The sequence below is a fragment of the Polaromonas sp. P2_G11 genome (genome assembly GCF_056403595.1).
Genome location: NZ_JBFUFE010000003.1, coordinates 634,104 through 650,000 on the forward strand (window position 1 = coordinate 634,104; position 15,897 = coordinate 650,000).

Below are 15,897 nucleotides of genomic sequence, written 5' to 3' on the forward strand. Positions count from 1 at the left end.
ACATCAGGTGTTTATTACGCGCACTTCCTCCTACAAAATGAGGAGGTAAAAAATTGTTACACCGCTTACGATGCACTCCCTAATGGAATTACCGGCACACATGAACCGAAGCACGAAGGTGCTGCTGGTCATGGATGTGGTGGAGTCCGTCAGGATCATGGAGCAGGATCAAGATGGTTTTGTGCGGCGGTGGCAAGAACTGGTACAGCAGATTGAGCAGCAAATTCTGCCGCTGCATGGCGGGCGCATCGTCAAAAGCCTGGGGGACGGTTTAATGCTGGAATTTGCCGGCGCCCAAGGGTCTGTCAAAGCAGCCTTCGCTATTCAGCACTTCTGCCAACGGGCCAATGCTGCCTTCCGCCCAGAGCAACAGATGCATCTGCGCATGGGCGGCCATTTGGCGAGCTTTGTGACCGACCAGCATGACATTTACGGCACAGACGTGAATTTGACAGCGCGCGTCTGTACTTTGGCGGGGCCCGGTGAGATAGTCGTGACGTCCGATCTACGTGATCAAGTCTCGTCCGTGCTGGACGCAGATGTTGAAGACTTGGGGGAATGCCACCTCAAACACGTCAAAGAGCCGATCAGGGCGTACCGGATCGGGCCGCCAGGCAATGCACCGGTAATACCGTCCGGCACCGCAGTCCAGCTGAACTTGCGGCCGACTATCGCGGTGATCCCTTTCGCGATGCGCAGCAGCGAGCCGGGACATGAACTCCTTGGCGAGGCCTTGGCCGACGAAGTGATTGCCGCTTTGTCCCGCACCTCCGAACTTCATGTGATCTCGCGTCTTTCGACCACTGTGTTTCGGGAACGTCCGGAGGCAATGGAAGACATACGGACCCACTTGGGCGCTACGTATATCTTGTCTGGCACGTGCCGCAGCGCCGGAACACAGCTGGCGTTGTTCGTTGAGTTGATCGAAGCAAAGACAGGCCACATTCTCTGGGCGGACAGTCTGAAGGGTCAAGTACACGGTTTATTTGCGGCAGACGATGAACTGATCGCACGATTGGTTTCTGCCATTAGCTCGTCAGTCATGTCGCAACAACTTGAGAAGGCACGAAGGCAATCTTTACCCAATCTTGAAGGATATACGCTGTTACTCGGTGCTGTCGCACTCATGCACAGAAACTCCCCCTCAGATTTCGAGCGAGCCCGGCAGATGCTGGAGCATCTGATTGACCGTAGCCGTCGGCATCCAATGCCGCACGCGTGGTTAGCCAAGTGGCATGTACTTCGCGTACAACAGGGGTGGTCCACAGACTCTGCGAAAGAGGCTCAACTCGCGTTGAATTGCACCAAGCAGGCCATGGATAGTGAGCCGGACTGTGCTTTCGCCCTCACCGTAGAAGGATTCATATACACGAACCTTCTACGACAGCTAGACGCAGGCTCTCAACGCTACGAACAGGCGCTTAGCATCAATCCTAATGATTCGCTAGCGTGGCTGCTCAAGGGGACAATGCACGCGTTTAAAGGAGAAGGAGATATGGCCGTTGTGGGGACCGAAAGAGCCCTAAAGCTTTCACCGCTTGATCCACTTCGGTATTTTTACTTCTCCTTGGCGGCCACCGCCGCCAATTCAGCGGGTCAATACGCCAAGGCTCTAGAACTAATCACTCTATCGCTTCGAGCCAACCGCACGCATACGTCCAGCCTGCGAACCTTGGCAGTTGCCCAGGTGAACTTAGGGCAGCTTGACCAAGCAGAAAAGACCGTTGCCGAGCTGCTGAGATTAGAACCCGCTTTAACAGTGCGCAGCTATTTAGCACGCAGCCCAAGCAGTCAGTATGAGATAGGGAAAACTTGGTCCGCAGCCCTTCAAAAAGCTGGCCTGCCATATTAACAACACTACTTCAGGGGGTTTTTTATGAGTATTTTTAGTTTGCTTGGCGGTACCGGCGGCACAGGTGGTACGGGCGGCACTGGCGGCACTGGCGGCACAGGTGGCACAGGTGGCACAGGTGGTACTGGCGGGACCGGAGGTACGGGTGGCACGGGCCCCAGCCCCCTGCTTTCGGACGCTCTCATCAGGAGTCGGGCAGCGCTGGTCGGCCCATTCAAGGGTGCCGTATTCCCGATTGACCTTCCGGTGCCGCTGGACAAACCAGAGCGCCTCGTCCAGTGGGATGTGATGCCCAGATTGCAAGTTTGCGGCTTGGAACTGGTGTCGGGTTTGCACTTTCAGGTCAATCAGTCTGCAAAAGAAATCGCAGTCGAATTTGTAGACCTGACGCAAAAGCCGCTATCCAACATGAAGCTTGCCACCTTCGTCAGGCCCGACGTGGCAGTCTTCCGGCAACAACTTCAATTGGTTGAAAATTACGCCCAACTGCGGGAGGACAGAGGGGTGGAAATTCTGGCGCAAATGTCCAGCTTAACTCCCTTCTGGGGCTCAGTCGTAGGACTAACCGATCACCGGCACAAATGGACGATGGAGCTCGTGACGCTAATGCTTGCCTTGGCAATTGACGTAGAAATGCGCCTCAAGCACGCTTTCGCTTGTCCACGCCCTGTGGAGCTTTCGCCACAAATACAACCCATGATTCCTACGCCTGGGCACGCAAGTTGGCCAAGCGGGCATGCGACTGAAGCCTTCATAATTATCACGGTGTTGCTCACACTACTGCCGTCAGGCCACAAATACAAAGAACAATTGGAACGGCTCGCGGCCCGTATTGCAGTCAACCGCACAGTAGCCGGCGTTCACTATCCCGTAGACAGCGCCGCTGGCCGTTTGCTCGGAACCGCTCTCGCAGAATTTTTTATCGCACGTTGCCAAGGCGCCAAAAGTTCAGCTGTATGGGGCTTCGATGGACGGAAATTCCAAGGAAAAAAGGGCGAGCCCGTCGACTTTGACATGCGCGTCTCCATGACAGACAACCTCAGTGGCTACTATCGATACAAGACCACCAGGCAAGCGATACAAAAATCACCAATACTTGCTTTTATGTGGGCTAAAGCGGCAGCCGAATGGCTGCCTCTCAAATAGGTCGGCCATGAACTGGAGCAAATTGCCCAAGGGCGAATTTACCGGTATTGACTGGGCGTTGCCCAATGCCACCAATGGTTTTGACCCTTACCTGGTCTGGGCCGAAACCGACAGTTTTGCCGGCTATGGCGACACACAGCCCAAGTGGTTGCCCATCGCTATTGAGCTGACGCGGGGTACCACGGTGTCCCAGCTTATTGCCGCGGCCTCCCCCAAGTGGCTCCATGTGCCACCTGTGTATGCCGGCACGGTCGCGCCGGCTGGCCTGAGGTTTTGCACCGCGCGGGTCAGGCCTGCGTTTTTCAAGGCAATTCAGCCGGGTGGCAGCCTTCACCCGCTGGTACTACGGCTTGAGCTGGGGCTGCCTGCAGCTGAATACGCTGACGATCCGGTGGGGAGCTCGCACACCAATCCACCTCCACATTCGCGCGGCGAAGCGTACCAAGCTGAAGCCAGTGCTGAGCGCCTGCTTTCGGGCAAGGTGTTCGGACTGATTGACGATAGCCTGGCATTGGCCCATGCGAATTTTCTCCATCAGGGCAAGGCCCGTACCCGCTACTTCTGGCGGCAAGACGCACGAGGCAAGGGCCGCACACCCACCGGGTTGGGCTATGGACACGAGCTAACCGCCGCAGACATCAATGCAGCCATGCAGGCCAATGTCTATAACGGCTTGGTGGATGAAAGCGCCGTTTATGTCGCACTGGGGCTTTCTACCCTGGGCCAGAAACAGCCCAAGACCGAGCGCTTTTTTCACGCGCTGGACACGTCGATCAGTCACGGCTCACATGTCATGGATCTGGCAGTGGGGCCGCGCAAGCTGCTGGCCCAGGTGGCCAACTTGCCGCCTGCGTATGACGCGCCGCCTAGCTGGGCGCTGGCCAACGACGATGCCAGCCGCGCGCCGCTGGTTGCAGTGCAACTCGACTACGACACCGTGCAAGACACCTCGGGCGGCTCGATGAATGTGCATGTGCTGGACGGGTTTATGTACATCCTCTCTCGCTGCACCCCCACGGCCAAGGTGACGGTGAACGTGAGTTTTGGCACGCTGGCCGGGCCGCATGACGGAACGTCGCTGCTTGAGGCAGCCATGGACCAGCTGATCACCCTCCTTCATGGCCGCCTGCAGATTGTTGTGGCTGCTGGCAATGGCTACCAACTGCGCATGCATGCCAATACAACGCTGGCGAAAAACAAGTCCGCCACGCTGCATTGGTGCGCACTGCCCGACGATACAACGCAAAGCTTTGTGGAGCTCTGGATTGAAGAGAACCGCGAAGGCCTGGAGATTGAAATTACGCCGCCAGGGCAAGCGGCCTTGCCAGCATTGAAGTTTGGCCAGTCCCGAATGTGGGCCAACAGCGACAAGCAGCCCCTTTGCGCGCTGATTTATCCAAAGACGGTGGCCACTGGCCGGCGTGGCACCTGCGCCCTGCTGGCGGTGTCACCCACCTTCAGCTTCGAGAAGAAAGACGTCACAGCTCCCAGCGGAGTATGGCAAATCAAGCTGACGAACACCGCCACAAAATCGGTCACGGTGGATGCCTACGTGGAGCGAGACGATGTGGTCATCGGCACCCATACCGGAGCGCGCCAATCGCACTTTGAGGACGAGTGGTACGACACCAGTGGCAACCCCGGCTCCTTTGTCGATCACCCCAACAATCCAAGCCTGATCCGGCGCAGCGGCAGCTTCAACAGCATTGCCACGGGCAGTAAAACTGTGTCGGTCGGCGGCACCCGTATCACGGGGTCGAAATGGGCGCACTATTCCCCGCAAAAACCAGACCCCGATGCAGCGCGGCCGCAGCGACCCGGCGTCGTCAAAATCCCGGATGCAGCCGCCTCCAGCGACGAAAACCCGGCCACGCTGGGTGTCAGTGCCGCAGGGACGCGTAGCAGTGCCGTGGTGCGCTTGCAGGGTACGAGCGATGCGTCGCCGCAAGAGGCTCGCCGGATTTTTAACGAACGCTAGGCTCTCGGTAAGGACTCACCAACGGCTCGGCAGCTTTTTGAGCAGCGTGATGCGTTTGGTGCCCATTTCGATGTACCCGCCTTTTTCCAGGTCCTTTAAGAGGCGGCTGACCATTTCGCGGGAGGCGCCGACGCGGCTGGCAATCTCCTGATGGGTGATTGATTCAAGAGTGACAGCCTCATTGGCAGGGTCGCGCTCCACCGCATCGCCATGTCCTTCAAGCACGGCAATCAGCCGTCCGTACACATCGAGCAGCGCCATGTTGCGCGCCGCTTCTGTAGCAGCACGCGCCCTGCGAATCACCTGAACCACGAGATTGATTGCGAATCCTGGCTCATCACCCAAGTGTTCGCTCACATCGGTACGACTGAGCACCGCACAGGTGCAAGGCTCAAGGGTAATAACTGAAGCCGAACGGGGTCCGCCGTCCAGCGACATTTCCCCAAAATAGTCGCCCGAATGAATCCTGCCGTAGGTGATTTCCCGGCCGCTTTCGTCCATGGCGAACACCTTGACACTGCCCTTGAGCAGAACAAACAGGTTGTCGCCGATTTCCCCTTCGTTGATGACAACGGCTTTTTTGGGATAAGTTCGCACCACGCCTCGCAGGGCGAGCGTGCGCAATTCGGGAATCAAATGGGCATACAGCCCCTCATCGGAAGGTGGTGGTGAACTCATGATCACCCGTAATCTAGCACGTCGCCGGGACGTACGGGGCATCTATCAGTGGATTTGTCCGAGCGGCAGGGGGGCAATAGGCGGCAAAATCGCCACGCGATTGACCAGTTCACGAACGCCGCTGGAGGCGGTCTTGGCGCAAAGGCTGCGCACATGGCTGCGCACGGTGGAAACCGCAACTTTCATCTGGAGAGCGATTTCCGGCGTGCTCAAGCAGCGGCACAGGAAAACCAGCACCTGCTCCTCCGTATGCGTGAGACCGTGACTGCGGGCAAAGGAGCCAAAAACACCCGACTCGCTCACGCCCACTCGAGACAAAAAGAGGGCAATGCGCTCACAGGGGCTGCCTGCCTGACGATGCAATGGCACCACGGCAAGGGTAAAGTCCACGCCGTTGGCCACCAACCTGATCAGGCTGCGTTTTCCGGCAACTGCTTTGCCCATGGCAATCTGGAAGGCCTTGGCATCTGCCTGCATGAGGACCTTCAGCTCTCCCCTGTCCACCCCCAACACAACAGAGCGCTCAAGTTCGCGCCGCGCGATTTGATTCGCGTGCAAAATCCGCCCCTGGGCGCTGACAACGAACACCCCGTGCGCCAGCTCATCGACCAGCAGGGCCAGCAGCGCAGGCGTGGAATCAGACTCGGGTTCCAGCAGAGGCGGCAGAGGTCGGACAGCCTCTAACAGGCTGGTATTGGGCATTGCATAGAGTGTCAAGGGCTTGCTCCATCCTACAAATAGATGAGCATAAAAAGCCCGGGTCAATGTAGATAGTGAATATGCCGGGTCTTTTTTGTGAGAAATTCACATCGCCGGTTGCCGACGGGGGAGGCTTAAGGGGCTGACGGCAAGCGTCGATACGCTGGTTCAAGCCGGATCACTGTCCAGCATGGCCAGGGTAGCGTTCATGACGCCCGGCAAAAATGCCATCTGCACATGGGCCGCGCCGCGAACCAGGCGATTGTCGGCGCCAGGCAAGGTGGCCGTGGAGGTCGGAAACACGATGTTGTCGCAGTTGGAGTACCAGCAGGTAAACAGTGTATGCCGGTGTGCAGGCATCTCATGGTCCAGTTGGGTCTGCCAGTCGGACAGGAGGCGCATCTGGCGCCCATTGTGGCCATGCCCAAACCGGGCCAGCCAGGTTCCGCGGTGCGGTGTGCCGATGGTGACGACATGATGTACCCGGGCTTCGGCCTTCATGCGCTTGAGCCAGGCTCTGGCAGCCAACCCGCCCATGCTGTGGCATACCAGCAAGGGGGCAAGGCCTGTGGCTTGGGTGACCCGCACCACTGCGTCGTCAATTTGGGGGGCGTAGCCGTCTATGGAGCCGAACAGGGGCTCGAGATTGACAGCGACAAAGGCGCGTCCGCTGCCTCGAACCCGCTTGAGCCAGGGTGTCCACAGGCCACGATTGCAGAAGAACCCGTGCACAAACACCACGCCGCGGCGACCTTGGGCTGTCTCGGCCGGCAGGACCCTGTCCGGGACAGCATTGGAGCGAAAGGGCTGGCGCCAGCAGAACACGCGAGGAGCCGTCAATGTCTCACCCAGCCATGCGCGCAGAAGTTCTGTCCAGGTGGGCTGGGGCGCCGGATCTGCCTTGTTGATGTACCGAAGGAGTAAAAACTCAAGGGCGAGGAAACCGGTGTACCCCAGTGCAATCAGCAGGAAGCCGGTGACGGCCAGCATGGGAGAGCTGCTGCGGAACCAGAACAGCCAGCCGAAAGCCGCGGCGACCAGGGTCAGGGTGATGAATCTTTGCAGTTGAGCCAGCATGAATGAATCGGCGCGAGATCAAACCCGCAGTATCTCAGGCCAGTGTGACATCCTTGCCCGACATTTTTTTGGCGAGGCCTTGCGCCAGGCGATTCACGGCGCCGTAGATGGAAAGTTGCGGATTGGCGCCAATGCTGGTGGGGAAAAGCGACCCGTCGTGAATCGAAAGATTTTCGAGTTGCCAATGCACGCCGTCGGGCCGGGTAACGCCCTGTCGTTCAGCGCCCGCAAGGCTGCAGCCGCCCATGACATGGGCGCTCACCACCCGCGTGAGCATCGGCTTCATGGGCAAGGCATTGACCGCATCACGCGCCTCGGCCCAAGAGGTATAGGGCCTGGCCATTTCGTGCAGCGGCAAAACCTGTTTGGCACCCGCTGCAAACTGGATTTCCATCATTGACAGCAGAGCCCTGCGCCCACCCTCCATGACGTAGTCCGTCAGCGGATAGTCCAGCACGGCGGAGTTGTCACTGCGCAGCTTCACCTGGCCGCCAGGCGACTCATCATGAAAACCATCGCGAAGCAAGGCCAGCAGCGTGTGGTTGTAGGGAAAAGACTTGAGCAGGTCGTGCTGACTCTGACCGAAGCCCGGGACTGTCGACGCAAAAATGATCGGGTGCAGAGGTGGGGCTTCCAGCTTGTAGCCAATCGGTCCGTCAATCGCCTGGGTTTCCAGGAAATGGTCAGAGTAGATAGTTTGCGGCGCACCGCTCCAGGCCTCCACCTTCTGGGCAAACACACTGGAGGACATCACGACCGGGTGCAGGAATGTCCGGGCGCCCAGCACGCCGTGCGGGTCGGGGGCCTGGGAGCGCAGCAGGACGGCCGGCGAGTTGATGGCACCACCGGCCAGCACATAGTGTTTTGCTCTTATTTTGATAGCTGGTTGCGCATGTCCTGATTGGGCCAGCGCCCCATTTGGCTCTACACCCCGGCATATCAGCGCGGTGACCCTGCCATTGGCCAGTTCAAGGCTTTCTGCGCGGGTTTCAGTGAGCAGTTGCGCCCCGCGGTCGAGCGCGGCGGGAATGGTGGTGACCAACATGGACTGCTTGGCATTGGTGGGGCAACCCAATCCGCACGAGCCCAGGTTCCAGCAACCCTTGACGTTGCGGGAGATCGCCGAAGCGGGAATGCCCAGTTTGGCGGCGCCTCTTCGCAACAGGTCGTTGTTCTCGTTCGGCGGCACCAGCCAGGGCGTGATGTTCAGCCGCTGCTCGGCCTGCGCGAAATACGGTGCAAGCGCTTCCACGGTGTAGCCCCCCAGCCCAAACCTGTCCTGCCAGAATTGAAGCGTGGAAGCGGGTGTTCGGAAAGAGCTGGTCCAGTTCACCGTGGTGGAGCCACCCACGCAGCGCCCCTGCAGGATGTTGATGGCTTTGTCTTCTGTTTTGCGGGCGGCGCTTTCCTGGTAAAGCGAAGGATAGGCCTCTGACTCTTTCTGGTTGAAATCCGAGCTGCTTCTAAGCGGGCCTTCTTCAACGAGCAACACCTGCAAGCCGGCCTTGGCCAACAGCTCGGCCGTGACTCCGGCGCCTGCGCCGCTGCCGATAATGGCGACGTCACAGGTGATTTTTTCAGGTACCGGGCCGAGCGCGCCACCCATGACTTTCCAGCCGCGCGCAATACCTTCGCGGATCGGGTCTTTCAGTTGACTCATGCTGCTTTCGATGGCTTCAGATTTTGACGGGACCGGGATAGCCCAACATTGGCCAGCTGGACGGCTCGGAAAAATACGCGCCGGCCGTGATGTCGTGCAGGGCGGCGTACGCCTGCTGGCGCAGCGCGAAGCTTGACAGGCGCATATCCTGAAGCGCCTGCTGGATATCTGCAACAGAGGCTTCGGGCCAAGGCCGGCTCAAGCGGGCCAGCGCATGCCGGCCGCCAGCACTGGCCAGCAACGCCAGCAGCTGGGACAACTCCGCCTGCGCATGAGGCGGAAGGGATTGAACCAGGATGTCGATCCGGCTGAGCAAGCCCTGCAGCGCAATTTCGCGTGGGCCGGCGTCTGCAGGCAGCGTCGTATCCAGAACGGCGCGGCCCACGGCGGAAAAAATCTCACGCCCCGAGTGAGTCAAGACTCCCCCGGTCAGGCCAGGCTGCAGCAAAGCAGCAGCGCCGCCGGCGACAACCAGCACGGCCGCCGACGCGGCACCGAGCTTGAGAAGCGTTCTTCTTTGCATCCGGGAAGTTTCTCATGCGCATTTAGGTTTCTATAGGGGGCCGTACCTAGATAAACTCCGGGTTTGTATGGACGCATCCGCACAACAAATTCATCACGCACTGCAAACCGTTGCGCAGCTTCGGCAGCAGCACGCGGCAGACCCACCGCTGGCCAGGGCGAGCGCGGAGGTCAAACGGTTTCAGGCGCGCCGTTTTCAGGCCACTTACTCGGACCTGCTGCACAGCCCGCGGTATAAAACTGCCGCCACCTTCTTCCTGCAGGAGCTGTACAGCGACAAAGACTACGCCGAACGCGACCAGCAGTTTGCGCGTATCGCAAGCACCATCGCCAAACTTTTCCCGCAACCTGTTGTCAGCACGGCTGCCGCGCTGGCGGAAGTGCACGCGCTGACGGAGAAACTCGACGACCTCATGGCGCGGGAATGGCTGGCGGACACCGCAGCCATCCCGGAAAGCGGCGACTGTGGGAGATACATCCGGTGCTGGCGCCGGGTCGGGGATGTAGCCGCACGCACCCGGCAGCTTGAAGTTGTCCTGCACCTTGGGGACGAACTCAACCGCCTGACGCGGACGTTCGGCCTTCGCACGCTGCTCAAGATGATGAGAGGGCCAGCTGCCGCGGCGGGGTTGAACTCCCTGCAGCACTTTCTGGAAACCGGCTTTGACGCCTTTGCCAACATGCGCGGAGCCGACGAGTTCCTGCGCTTGATCAAGGACCGCGAAACGGCCTGGATTCATACCCTGTTCGCGGACGATGCTGTCACCTGCGAGACCAGATTGGGCCATTTGCTGGCTGCCGGACCGTAATGCCACGCCGGCATTAGGACAAGCCCCATAAGGATTCCACTGCGCGGCTTTCACAATGGGCCGCAAGGAGTGTGTATGAACAAGCATTGGCTCAAAAGTTATCCCGCAGGCGTCTCACACGAGATCGACACCGAGCAGTTCCGCTCGTTGAATCATCTGCTGGAGGACTCGTTCAAGAAAAACGCGGCCAAACCTTTTTCGGTTTGCATGGATCGCTGGATGACGTACGGACAGCTCGATGAGCTGTCGTCGGCTTTAGGTGCCTGGCTGCAAAGCTTGGGTCTTGAGAGCGGGGCGCGGGTTGCGATCATGCTGCCAAATGTTCCGCAGTTTGCAGTCACCATGTCGGCCATCCTGCGGGCAGGCTATACCTGCGTCAACGTCAATCCGCTGTACACCGCCCGTGAACTGGAACACCAGTTACGCGACTCCGGGGCCACTACCATCGTCATTCTGGAGAACTTCGCTGCCACACTGGCGGAAGTGATTGAGCGCACACCAGTGAAGAACGTCGTCATGGCGTCCATGGGTGATTTGCTGGGCTTCTGGTATGGCCAATGGATCAACTTCGCAGTTCGCCACCTGGCCAAGCTGGTGCCCGCCTACAAATTGCCGCTTGCAAACGGGCGCACCGTGACAGCCTTCAATCGCGCAATTGCCGAAGGTAGCCGCCTGCCTCTCAGGCCTGCGCAGACCACACTGGATTCAATCGCCTTTTTGCAATACACCGGCGGCACAACCGGATTGTCAAAAGGCGCCGTACTCACGCATCGCAATATCGTTGCGGCCATTCTTCAGGCTGAAGAATGGTTCACGCCGGCTCTAGAGCGGATAGGCGATGTCAGCAAGACAAACAATATCGCTGCTTTGCCGCTGTATCACATCTTCGCGCTGACGCTATGCCTGCTCTCGATTCGTTGGGGAGCTCATCTGACACTCATTCCGAATCCGCGTGACTTCGGTAAATTCATCGCGGTGCTCAAGAAGCGTCCGTTTCACATGTTGCCGGCCGTCAACACGCTTTTTAATGCGTTGCTTCAGCACCCTCAGTTCAAGACGGTAGATTTCTCCGCCCTTTGTGTTTCGCAGGCGGGTGGCATGGCCGCGTCCGAAGGTACGGCGAAACACTGGTTGCAGGTTACAGGTTGCCCCATGATTGAAGGCTGGGGCATGAGCGAGACTTGCGCCATCGGCACCAACAATCCGGTGATGAACAAGGAGTTCACCGGCACCATCGGCCTGCCGTTGCCCAGCATCGAAATCGCCATCAAGGATGACGATGGCCTATCGCTCGCACTTGGCGAATCCGGCGAGATCTGTATCAAGGGTCCGCAAGTCATGACGGGCTATTACCAGCAGCCTGAAGAGAACAAAAAGGCGTTCACCTCCGATGGCTTCATGCGCACCGGTGATATTGGCATCATGGACGAGCGCGGTTACACCAAAATCATCGATCGCAAGAAGGACATGATCATTGTTTCGGGATTCAATGTGTTCCCCAATGAACTTGAGAACGTCATTTCCCTGTGCCCAGGCGTTGTTGAGTGCGCAGCCATTGGCATTGCCGACGAAAAGCAGGGCGAAGCTATCAAGGTTTTTGTGGTGAAAAATGACCCTACACTGACCGAAGACGATGTGAGCGCCTATTGCAAACAGCACCTTACTGGGTACAAACGCCCCAAATACATTGAATTTCGCGATGACTTGCCCAAAACCAACGTTGGAAAAATCCTCAGGCGTGAACTGCGAACGGCGGCCTGAAGCGCTGCAGGGTTTGCTAGCTTCTGATGGCCAAGCCTGATTTACCCGCAGGAATGCAGGTTTTTGAGCGCGGCTGGCTCTCTGCAAACAATATTCTTTTCACCGGCGGTGGAAAAACCTTGCTGGTTGACAGTGGTTATTGCACGCACGCGCCGCAAACGCTGTCGTTGATCGAGTCCGTCCTCGGGTTCCGTCCTCTCGATATTCTCGTCAACACGCACCTGCACAGCGATCACTGCGGCGGCAATGCTGCCTTGCAGGCGCGTTATCCCGATTTGCATACCCTTATTCCTCCTGGCCATGCACAACAAGTAGCCGACTGGGATCCCGTGGCGCTGACTTATTTTCCGACCGGTCAGCTGTGCCCACGGTTCACCTTCACTGATGCGATGAAGCCGGGTGGGTCCATGCGGTTCGGGTCCGAGATGTGGCAGATTCATGCGGCACCTGGGCATGACCCGCACTCGCTGATTTTCTTTGAACCCCAAAGTCGTGTGCTTATTTCTGCCGATGCTTTGTGGGAGAACGGCTTCGGCGTGGTGTTTCCCGAGCTGGAAGGTGCCGATGCATTCACTGAGGTCGCCGCGACTCTGGATTTGATTGAGCAATTGAACCCCAAAATCGTCATTCCCGGGCACGGCCGTGTCTTTGCCTATACCTCCGAGGTGCTAACGCTAGCACGTCAGCGGTTGAATTCATTTGTAAGCAATCCGCCCAGGCATGCGCACCATGCTGCTAAGGTTCTGCTGAAATTCAAATTACTCGAAATTCAACGCCAGGATTTCGATGACTTTGCAAAATGGGCCCTGGCAACGCCTTATTTCATGCAGATCAAAGCCAAATTTTTCGCGGACATCCCTGCCCGCGCGTGGATTGAGCAATTGGGCAACGAACTCGTGACTGCCGGCGTGGCCAACAGAGACGGTACGCATATCGTGAATACCTGAATCACTGCGGCCCTGCGAGTTTTGACATTCATTTTTATCGCTGCTGTGCCGATCGCCTCTTGGCGAGCATCTAGACGCCTGCTTTAAGTACGCGGCACAAATACAAAAACAAAAGCCCGCATGAATTCATGCGGGCTTTTTAAACTCTGTGGCCTGGTCAATAACCAAGCGCACAAAAGAAAACGCCCGGTTGAAAAAAAATCAACCGGGCGTTCCTTGCTGTAAGAGCCTGACGATGTCCTACTTTCACACGGGAATCCGCACTATCATCGGCGCTAAGTCGTTTCACTGTCCTGTTCGGGATGGGAAGGAGTGGTACCAACTTGCTATGGTCATCAGGCATAACTTGTTGACAGATTGTCCAAAGAACAATCCATCGAATTCATAGAGTAAATCAGCTTGTATTTAGATTCGCACAGCTGCTGAGCTATGCTTTTTGAATGCGTCAACTTGGCATAACAACTTCGAATTAATCAAAGTTATAGGGTCAAGCCGCACGAGCAATTAGTATCAGTTAGCTTAACGCATTACTGCGCTTCCACACCTGACCTATCAACGTCCTGGTCTTGAACGACTCTTTAGGGGGCTCAAGGCCCCGGCAGATCTAATCTTGAAACGAGTTTCCCGCTTAGATGCTTTCAGCGGTTATCTCTTCCGAACTTAGCTACTCGGCAATGCCACTGGCGTGACAACCGATACACCAGAGGTTCGTCCACTCCGGTCCTCTCGTACTAGGAGCAGGCTTCCTCAAATCTGCAGCGCCCACGGAAGATAGGGACCAAACTGTCTCACGACGTTTTAAACCCAGCTCACGTACCTCTTTAAATGGCGAACAGCCATACCCTTGGGACCGGCTACAGCCCCAGGATGAGATGAGCCGACATCGAGGTGCCAAACACCGCCGTCGATATGAACTCTTGGGCGGTATCAGCCTGTTATCCCCAGAGTACCTTTTATCCGTTGAGCGATGGCCCTTCCATACAGAACCACCGGATCACTATGTCCTGCTTTCGCATCTGCTCGACTTGTCAGTCTCGCAGTTAAGCACGCTTATGCCATTGCACTATTATCACGATGTCCGACCGTAACTAGCGTACCTTCGAACTCCTCCGTTACACTTTGGGAGGAGACCGCCCCAGTCAAACTGCCTACCATGCACTGTCCCCGATCCAGATAATGGACCTAGGTTAGAACCTCAAACACACCAGGGTGGTATTTCAACGTTGGCTCCATGCGATCTAGCGACCACACTTCAAAGCCTCCCACCTATCCTACACAGATCTGTTCAAAGTCCAATACAAAGCTACAGTAAAGGTTCATGGGGTCTTTCCGTCTTTCCGCGGGGAGATTGCATCATCACAAACATTTCAACTTCGCTGAGTCTCAGGAGGAGACAGTGTGGCCATCATTACGCCATTCGTGCAGGTCGGAACTTACCCGACAAGGAATTTCGCTACCTTAGGACCGTTATAGTTACGGCCGCCGTTTACTGGGACTTCAATCAAGAGCTTGCACCCCATCATTTAATCTTCCAGCACCGGGCAGGCGTCACACCCTATACGTCGACTTTCGTCTTAGCAGAGTGCTGTGTTTTTAATAAACAGTTGCAGCCACCGATTTTTTGCAGCCTCATTGGGCTCCCCAAGTAAATGGTTCACCTACTAAAGGCACACCTTCTTCCGAAGTTACGGTGTCAATTTGCCGAGTTCCTTCTCCTGAGTTCTCTCAAGCGCCTTAGAATACTCATCTCGCGCACCAGTGTCGGTTTGCGGTACGGTCGTGTGTAGCTGAAGCTTAGTGGCTTTTCCTGGAAGCAGGGTATCACTCACTTCGTCTGCAAGCAGACTCGTTATCACCCCTCATCTAAGCCCGGCGGATTTACCTACCAGGCACGACTACAGGCTTGAACCAACATATCCAACAGTTGGCTGAGTTAACCTTCTCCGTCCCCACATCGCACTACACATCGGTACAGGAATATTGACCTGTTTCCCATCAGCTACGCATCTCTGCCTCGCCTTAGGGGCCGACTCACTCTACGCCGATGAACGTTGCGTAGAAAACCTTGCGCTTACGGCGAGGGGGCTTTTCACCCCCTTTAACGCTACTCATGTCAGCATTCGCACTTCTGATACCTCCAGCAGGGTTTACACCACCACCTTCACAGGCTTACAGAACGCTCTCCTACCACTTGCAATAAATTGCAAATCCGCAGCTTCGGTAACTGGCTTAGCCCCGTTACATCTTCCGCGCAGGACGACTCGATCAGTGAGCTATTACGCTTTCTTTAAATGATGGCTGCTTCTAAGCCAACATCCTGACTGTTATAGCCTTCCCACTTCGTTTCCCACTTAGCCAATTTTAGGGACCTTAGCTGGCGGTCTGGGTTGTTTCCCTCTTGAGTCCGGACGTTAGCACCCGGTGCTCTGTCTCCCAAGCTGTACTCATCGGTATTCGGAGTTTGCATTGGTTTGGTAAGTCGCCATGACCCCCTAGCCAAAACAGTGCTCTACCCCCGATGGTAATACTTGAGGCACTACCTAAATAGTTTTCGGAGAGAACCAGCTATTTCCAAGTTTGTTTAGCCTTTCACCCCTATCCACAGCTCATCCGCTAGTTTTGCAACACTAGTCGGTTCGGACCTCCAGTGCGTGTTACCGCACCTTCATCCTGGCCATGGATAGCTCACTTGGTTTCGGGTCTACACCCAGCGACTGATCGCCCTATTCGGACTCGATTTCTCTACGGCTACCCTATTCGGTTAACCT

At 56.9% G+C, this 15,897-nt stretch carries 11 protein-coding genes and 2 rRNA genes (1 of these 13 cut by a window edge); 6 read left to right on the plus strand and 7 right to left on the minus strand.

Going from position 1 to position 15,897, the window contains the following annotated elements:
• Positions 1 to 100 precede the first annotated feature (100 nt).
• The 3 genes from AC1DWQ_RS13665 to AC1DWQ_RS13675 are packed head-to-tail and all read left to right on the plus strand — an operon-like array spanning position 101 to position 4,976.
• Positions 101 to 1,852 (plus strand): tetratricopeptide repeat protein, encoded by a 1,752-nt coding sequence (locus AC1DWQ_RS13665; protein WP_477670119.1) that lies wholly within the window; start codon positions 101 to 103, stop codon positions 1,850 to 1,852.
• Between the two features lie 24 nt (positions 1,853 to 1,876).
• Positions 1,877 to 2,998 carry a phosphatase PAP2 family protein gene (locus tag AC1DWQ_RS13670; RefSeq protein ID WP_477670120.1) on the plus strand — a complete coding sequence of 374 codons (1,122 nt, stop codon included), beginning with the start codon at positions 1,877 to 1,879 and terminating at the stop codon, positions 2,996 to 2,998.
• Between the two features lie 7 nt (positions 2,999 to 3,005).
• A complete protein-coding gene (locus tag AC1DWQ_RS13675) occupies positions 3,006 to 4,976 on the plus strand; it encodes a S8/S53 family peptidase (RefSeq protein ID WP_477670121.1) in 1,971 nt (656 codons plus the stop codon).
• 15 nt (positions 4,977 to 4,991) lie between these two features.
• Here the strand turns inward: AC1DWQ_RS13675 and AC1DWQ_RS13680 are convergent, their stop codons facing one another.
• From AC1DWQ_RS13680 to AC1DWQ_RS13700, 5 genes are all read right to left on the minus strand, one after another.
• The gene (locus AC1DWQ_RS13680; RefSeq protein ID WP_477670122.1) at positions 4,992 to 5,654 is read right to left on the minus strand and encodes a Crp/Fnr family transcriptional regulator; all 663 of its coding nucleotides are present in this window, start codon (positions 5,652 to 5,654) and stop codon (positions 4,992 to 4,994) included.
• A gap of 45 nt (positions 5,655 to 5,699) precedes the next feature.
• Positions 5,700 to 6,419 carry a helix-turn-helix transcriptional regulator gene (locus AC1DWQ_RS13685; RefSeq protein ID WP_477670123.1) on the minus strand — a complete coding sequence of 240 codons (720 nt, stop codon included), beginning with the start codon at positions 6,417 to 6,419 and terminating at the stop codon, positions 5,700 to 5,702.
• A gap of 102 nt (positions 6,420 to 6,521) precedes the next feature.
• On the minus strand, positions 6,522 to 7,430 hold the full coding sequence (locus AC1DWQ_RS13690) for an esterase/lipase family protein (RefSeq protein WP_477670124.1): 909 nt from the start codon (positions 7,428 to 7,430) through the stop codon (positions 6,522 to 6,524).
• 34 nt (positions 7,431 to 7,464) lie between these two features.
• Entirely contained in the window at positions 7,465 to 9,090 is a 1,626-nt protein-coding gene (locus tag AC1DWQ_RS13695) for a GMC family oxidoreductase (protein ID WP_477670125.1), read from the minus strand.
• 16 nt (positions 9,091 to 9,106) lie between these two features.
• The gene (locus AC1DWQ_RS13700; RefSeq protein ID WP_477670126.1) at positions 9,107 to 9,613 is read right to left on the minus strand and encodes a hypothetical protein; all 507 of its coding nucleotides are present in this window, start codon (positions 9,611 to 9,613) and stop codon (positions 9,107 to 9,109) included.
• A 67-nt stretch (positions 9,614 to 9,680) separates the two neighbouring features.
• On the opposite strand from AC1DWQ_RS13700, the gene AC1DWQ_RS13705 reads away from it, so the two are divergent.
• The 3 genes from AC1DWQ_RS13705 (at position 9,681) to AC1DWQ_RS13715 (ending at position 13,129) form a co-directional block, all read left to right on the plus strand.
• Positions 9,681 to 10,421, plus strand: coding sequence for a DUF8198 family protein (locus AC1DWQ_RS13705; RefSeq protein ID WP_477670127.1), 741 nt, complete (start codon positions 9,681 to 9,683; stop codon positions 10,419 to 10,421).
• 75 nt (positions 10,422 to 10,496) lie between these two features.
• Positions 10,497 to 12,182 carry an AMP-binding protein gene (locus AC1DWQ_RS13710; RefSeq protein WP_477670128.1) on the plus strand — a complete coding sequence of 562 codons (1,686 nt, stop codon included), beginning with the start codon at positions 10,497 to 10,499 and terminating at the stop codon, positions 12,180 to 12,182.
• A gap of 26 nt (positions 12,183 to 12,208) precedes the next feature.
• Complete coding sequence (locus AC1DWQ_RS13715; protein WP_477670129.1) at positions 12,209 to 13,129, plus strand: MBL fold metallo-hydrolase; 921 nt, start codon at positions 12,209 to 12,211, stop codon at positions 13,127 to 13,129.
• Positions 13,130 to 13,356: 227 nt separating this feature from the next.
• Here AC1DWQ_RS13715 and rrf read toward each other — a convergent pair.
• Positions 13,357 to 13,469 (minus strand): 5S ribosomal RNA (gene rrf, locus AC1DWQ_RS13720).
• A gap of 143 nt (positions 13,470 to 13,612) precedes the next feature.
• Positions 13,613 to 15,897, minus strand: a 23S ribosomal RNA gene (locus AC1DWQ_RS13725); it runs 595 nt beyond the window's last position.

Bases quoted from the DNA above. Each gene is read 5' to 3' on its own strand.
- AC1DWQ_RS13705 (WP_477670127.1), top strand. From the start codon at position 9,681: ATGGACGCATCCGCACAACAAATTCATCACGCACTGCAAACCGTTGCG.
- AC1DWQ_RS13690 (WP_477670124.1), bottom strand. From the start codon at position 7,430: ATGCTGGCTCAACTGCAAAGATTCATCACCCTGACCCTGGTCGCCGCG.
- AC1DWQ_RS13710 (WP_477670128.1), top strand. From the start codon at position 10,497: ATGAACAAGCATTGGCTCAAAAGTTATCCCGCAGGCGTCTCACACGAG.
- AC1DWQ_RS13675 (WP_477670121.1), top strand. From the start codon at position 3,006: ATGAACTGGAGCAAATTGCCCAAGGGCGAATTTACCGGTATTGACTGG.
- AC1DWQ_RS13700 (WP_477670126.1), bottom strand. From the start codon at position 9,613: ATGCAAAGAAGAACGCTTCTCAAGCTCGGTGCCGCGTCGGCGGCCGTG.
- AC1DWQ_RS13695 (WP_477670125.1), bottom strand. From the start codon at position 9,090: ATGAGTCAACTGAAAGACCCGATCCGCGAAGGTATTGCGCGCGGCTGG.
- AC1DWQ_RS13680 (WP_477670122.1), bottom strand. From the start codon at position 5,654: ATGAGTTCACCACCACCTTCCGATGAGGGGCTGTATGCCCATTTGATT.
- AC1DWQ_RS13715 (WP_477670129.1), top strand. From the start codon at position 12,209: ATGGCCAAGCCTGATTTACCCGCAGGAATGCAGGTTTTTGAGCGCGGC.
- AC1DWQ_RS13665 (WP_477670119.1), top strand. From the start codon at position 101: ATGAACCGAAGCACGAAGGTGCTGCTGGTCATGGATGTGGTGGAGTCC.
- AC1DWQ_RS13670 (WP_477670120.1), top strand. From the start codon at position 1,877: ATGAGTATTTTTAGTTTGCTTGGCGGTACCGGCGGCACAGGTGGTACG.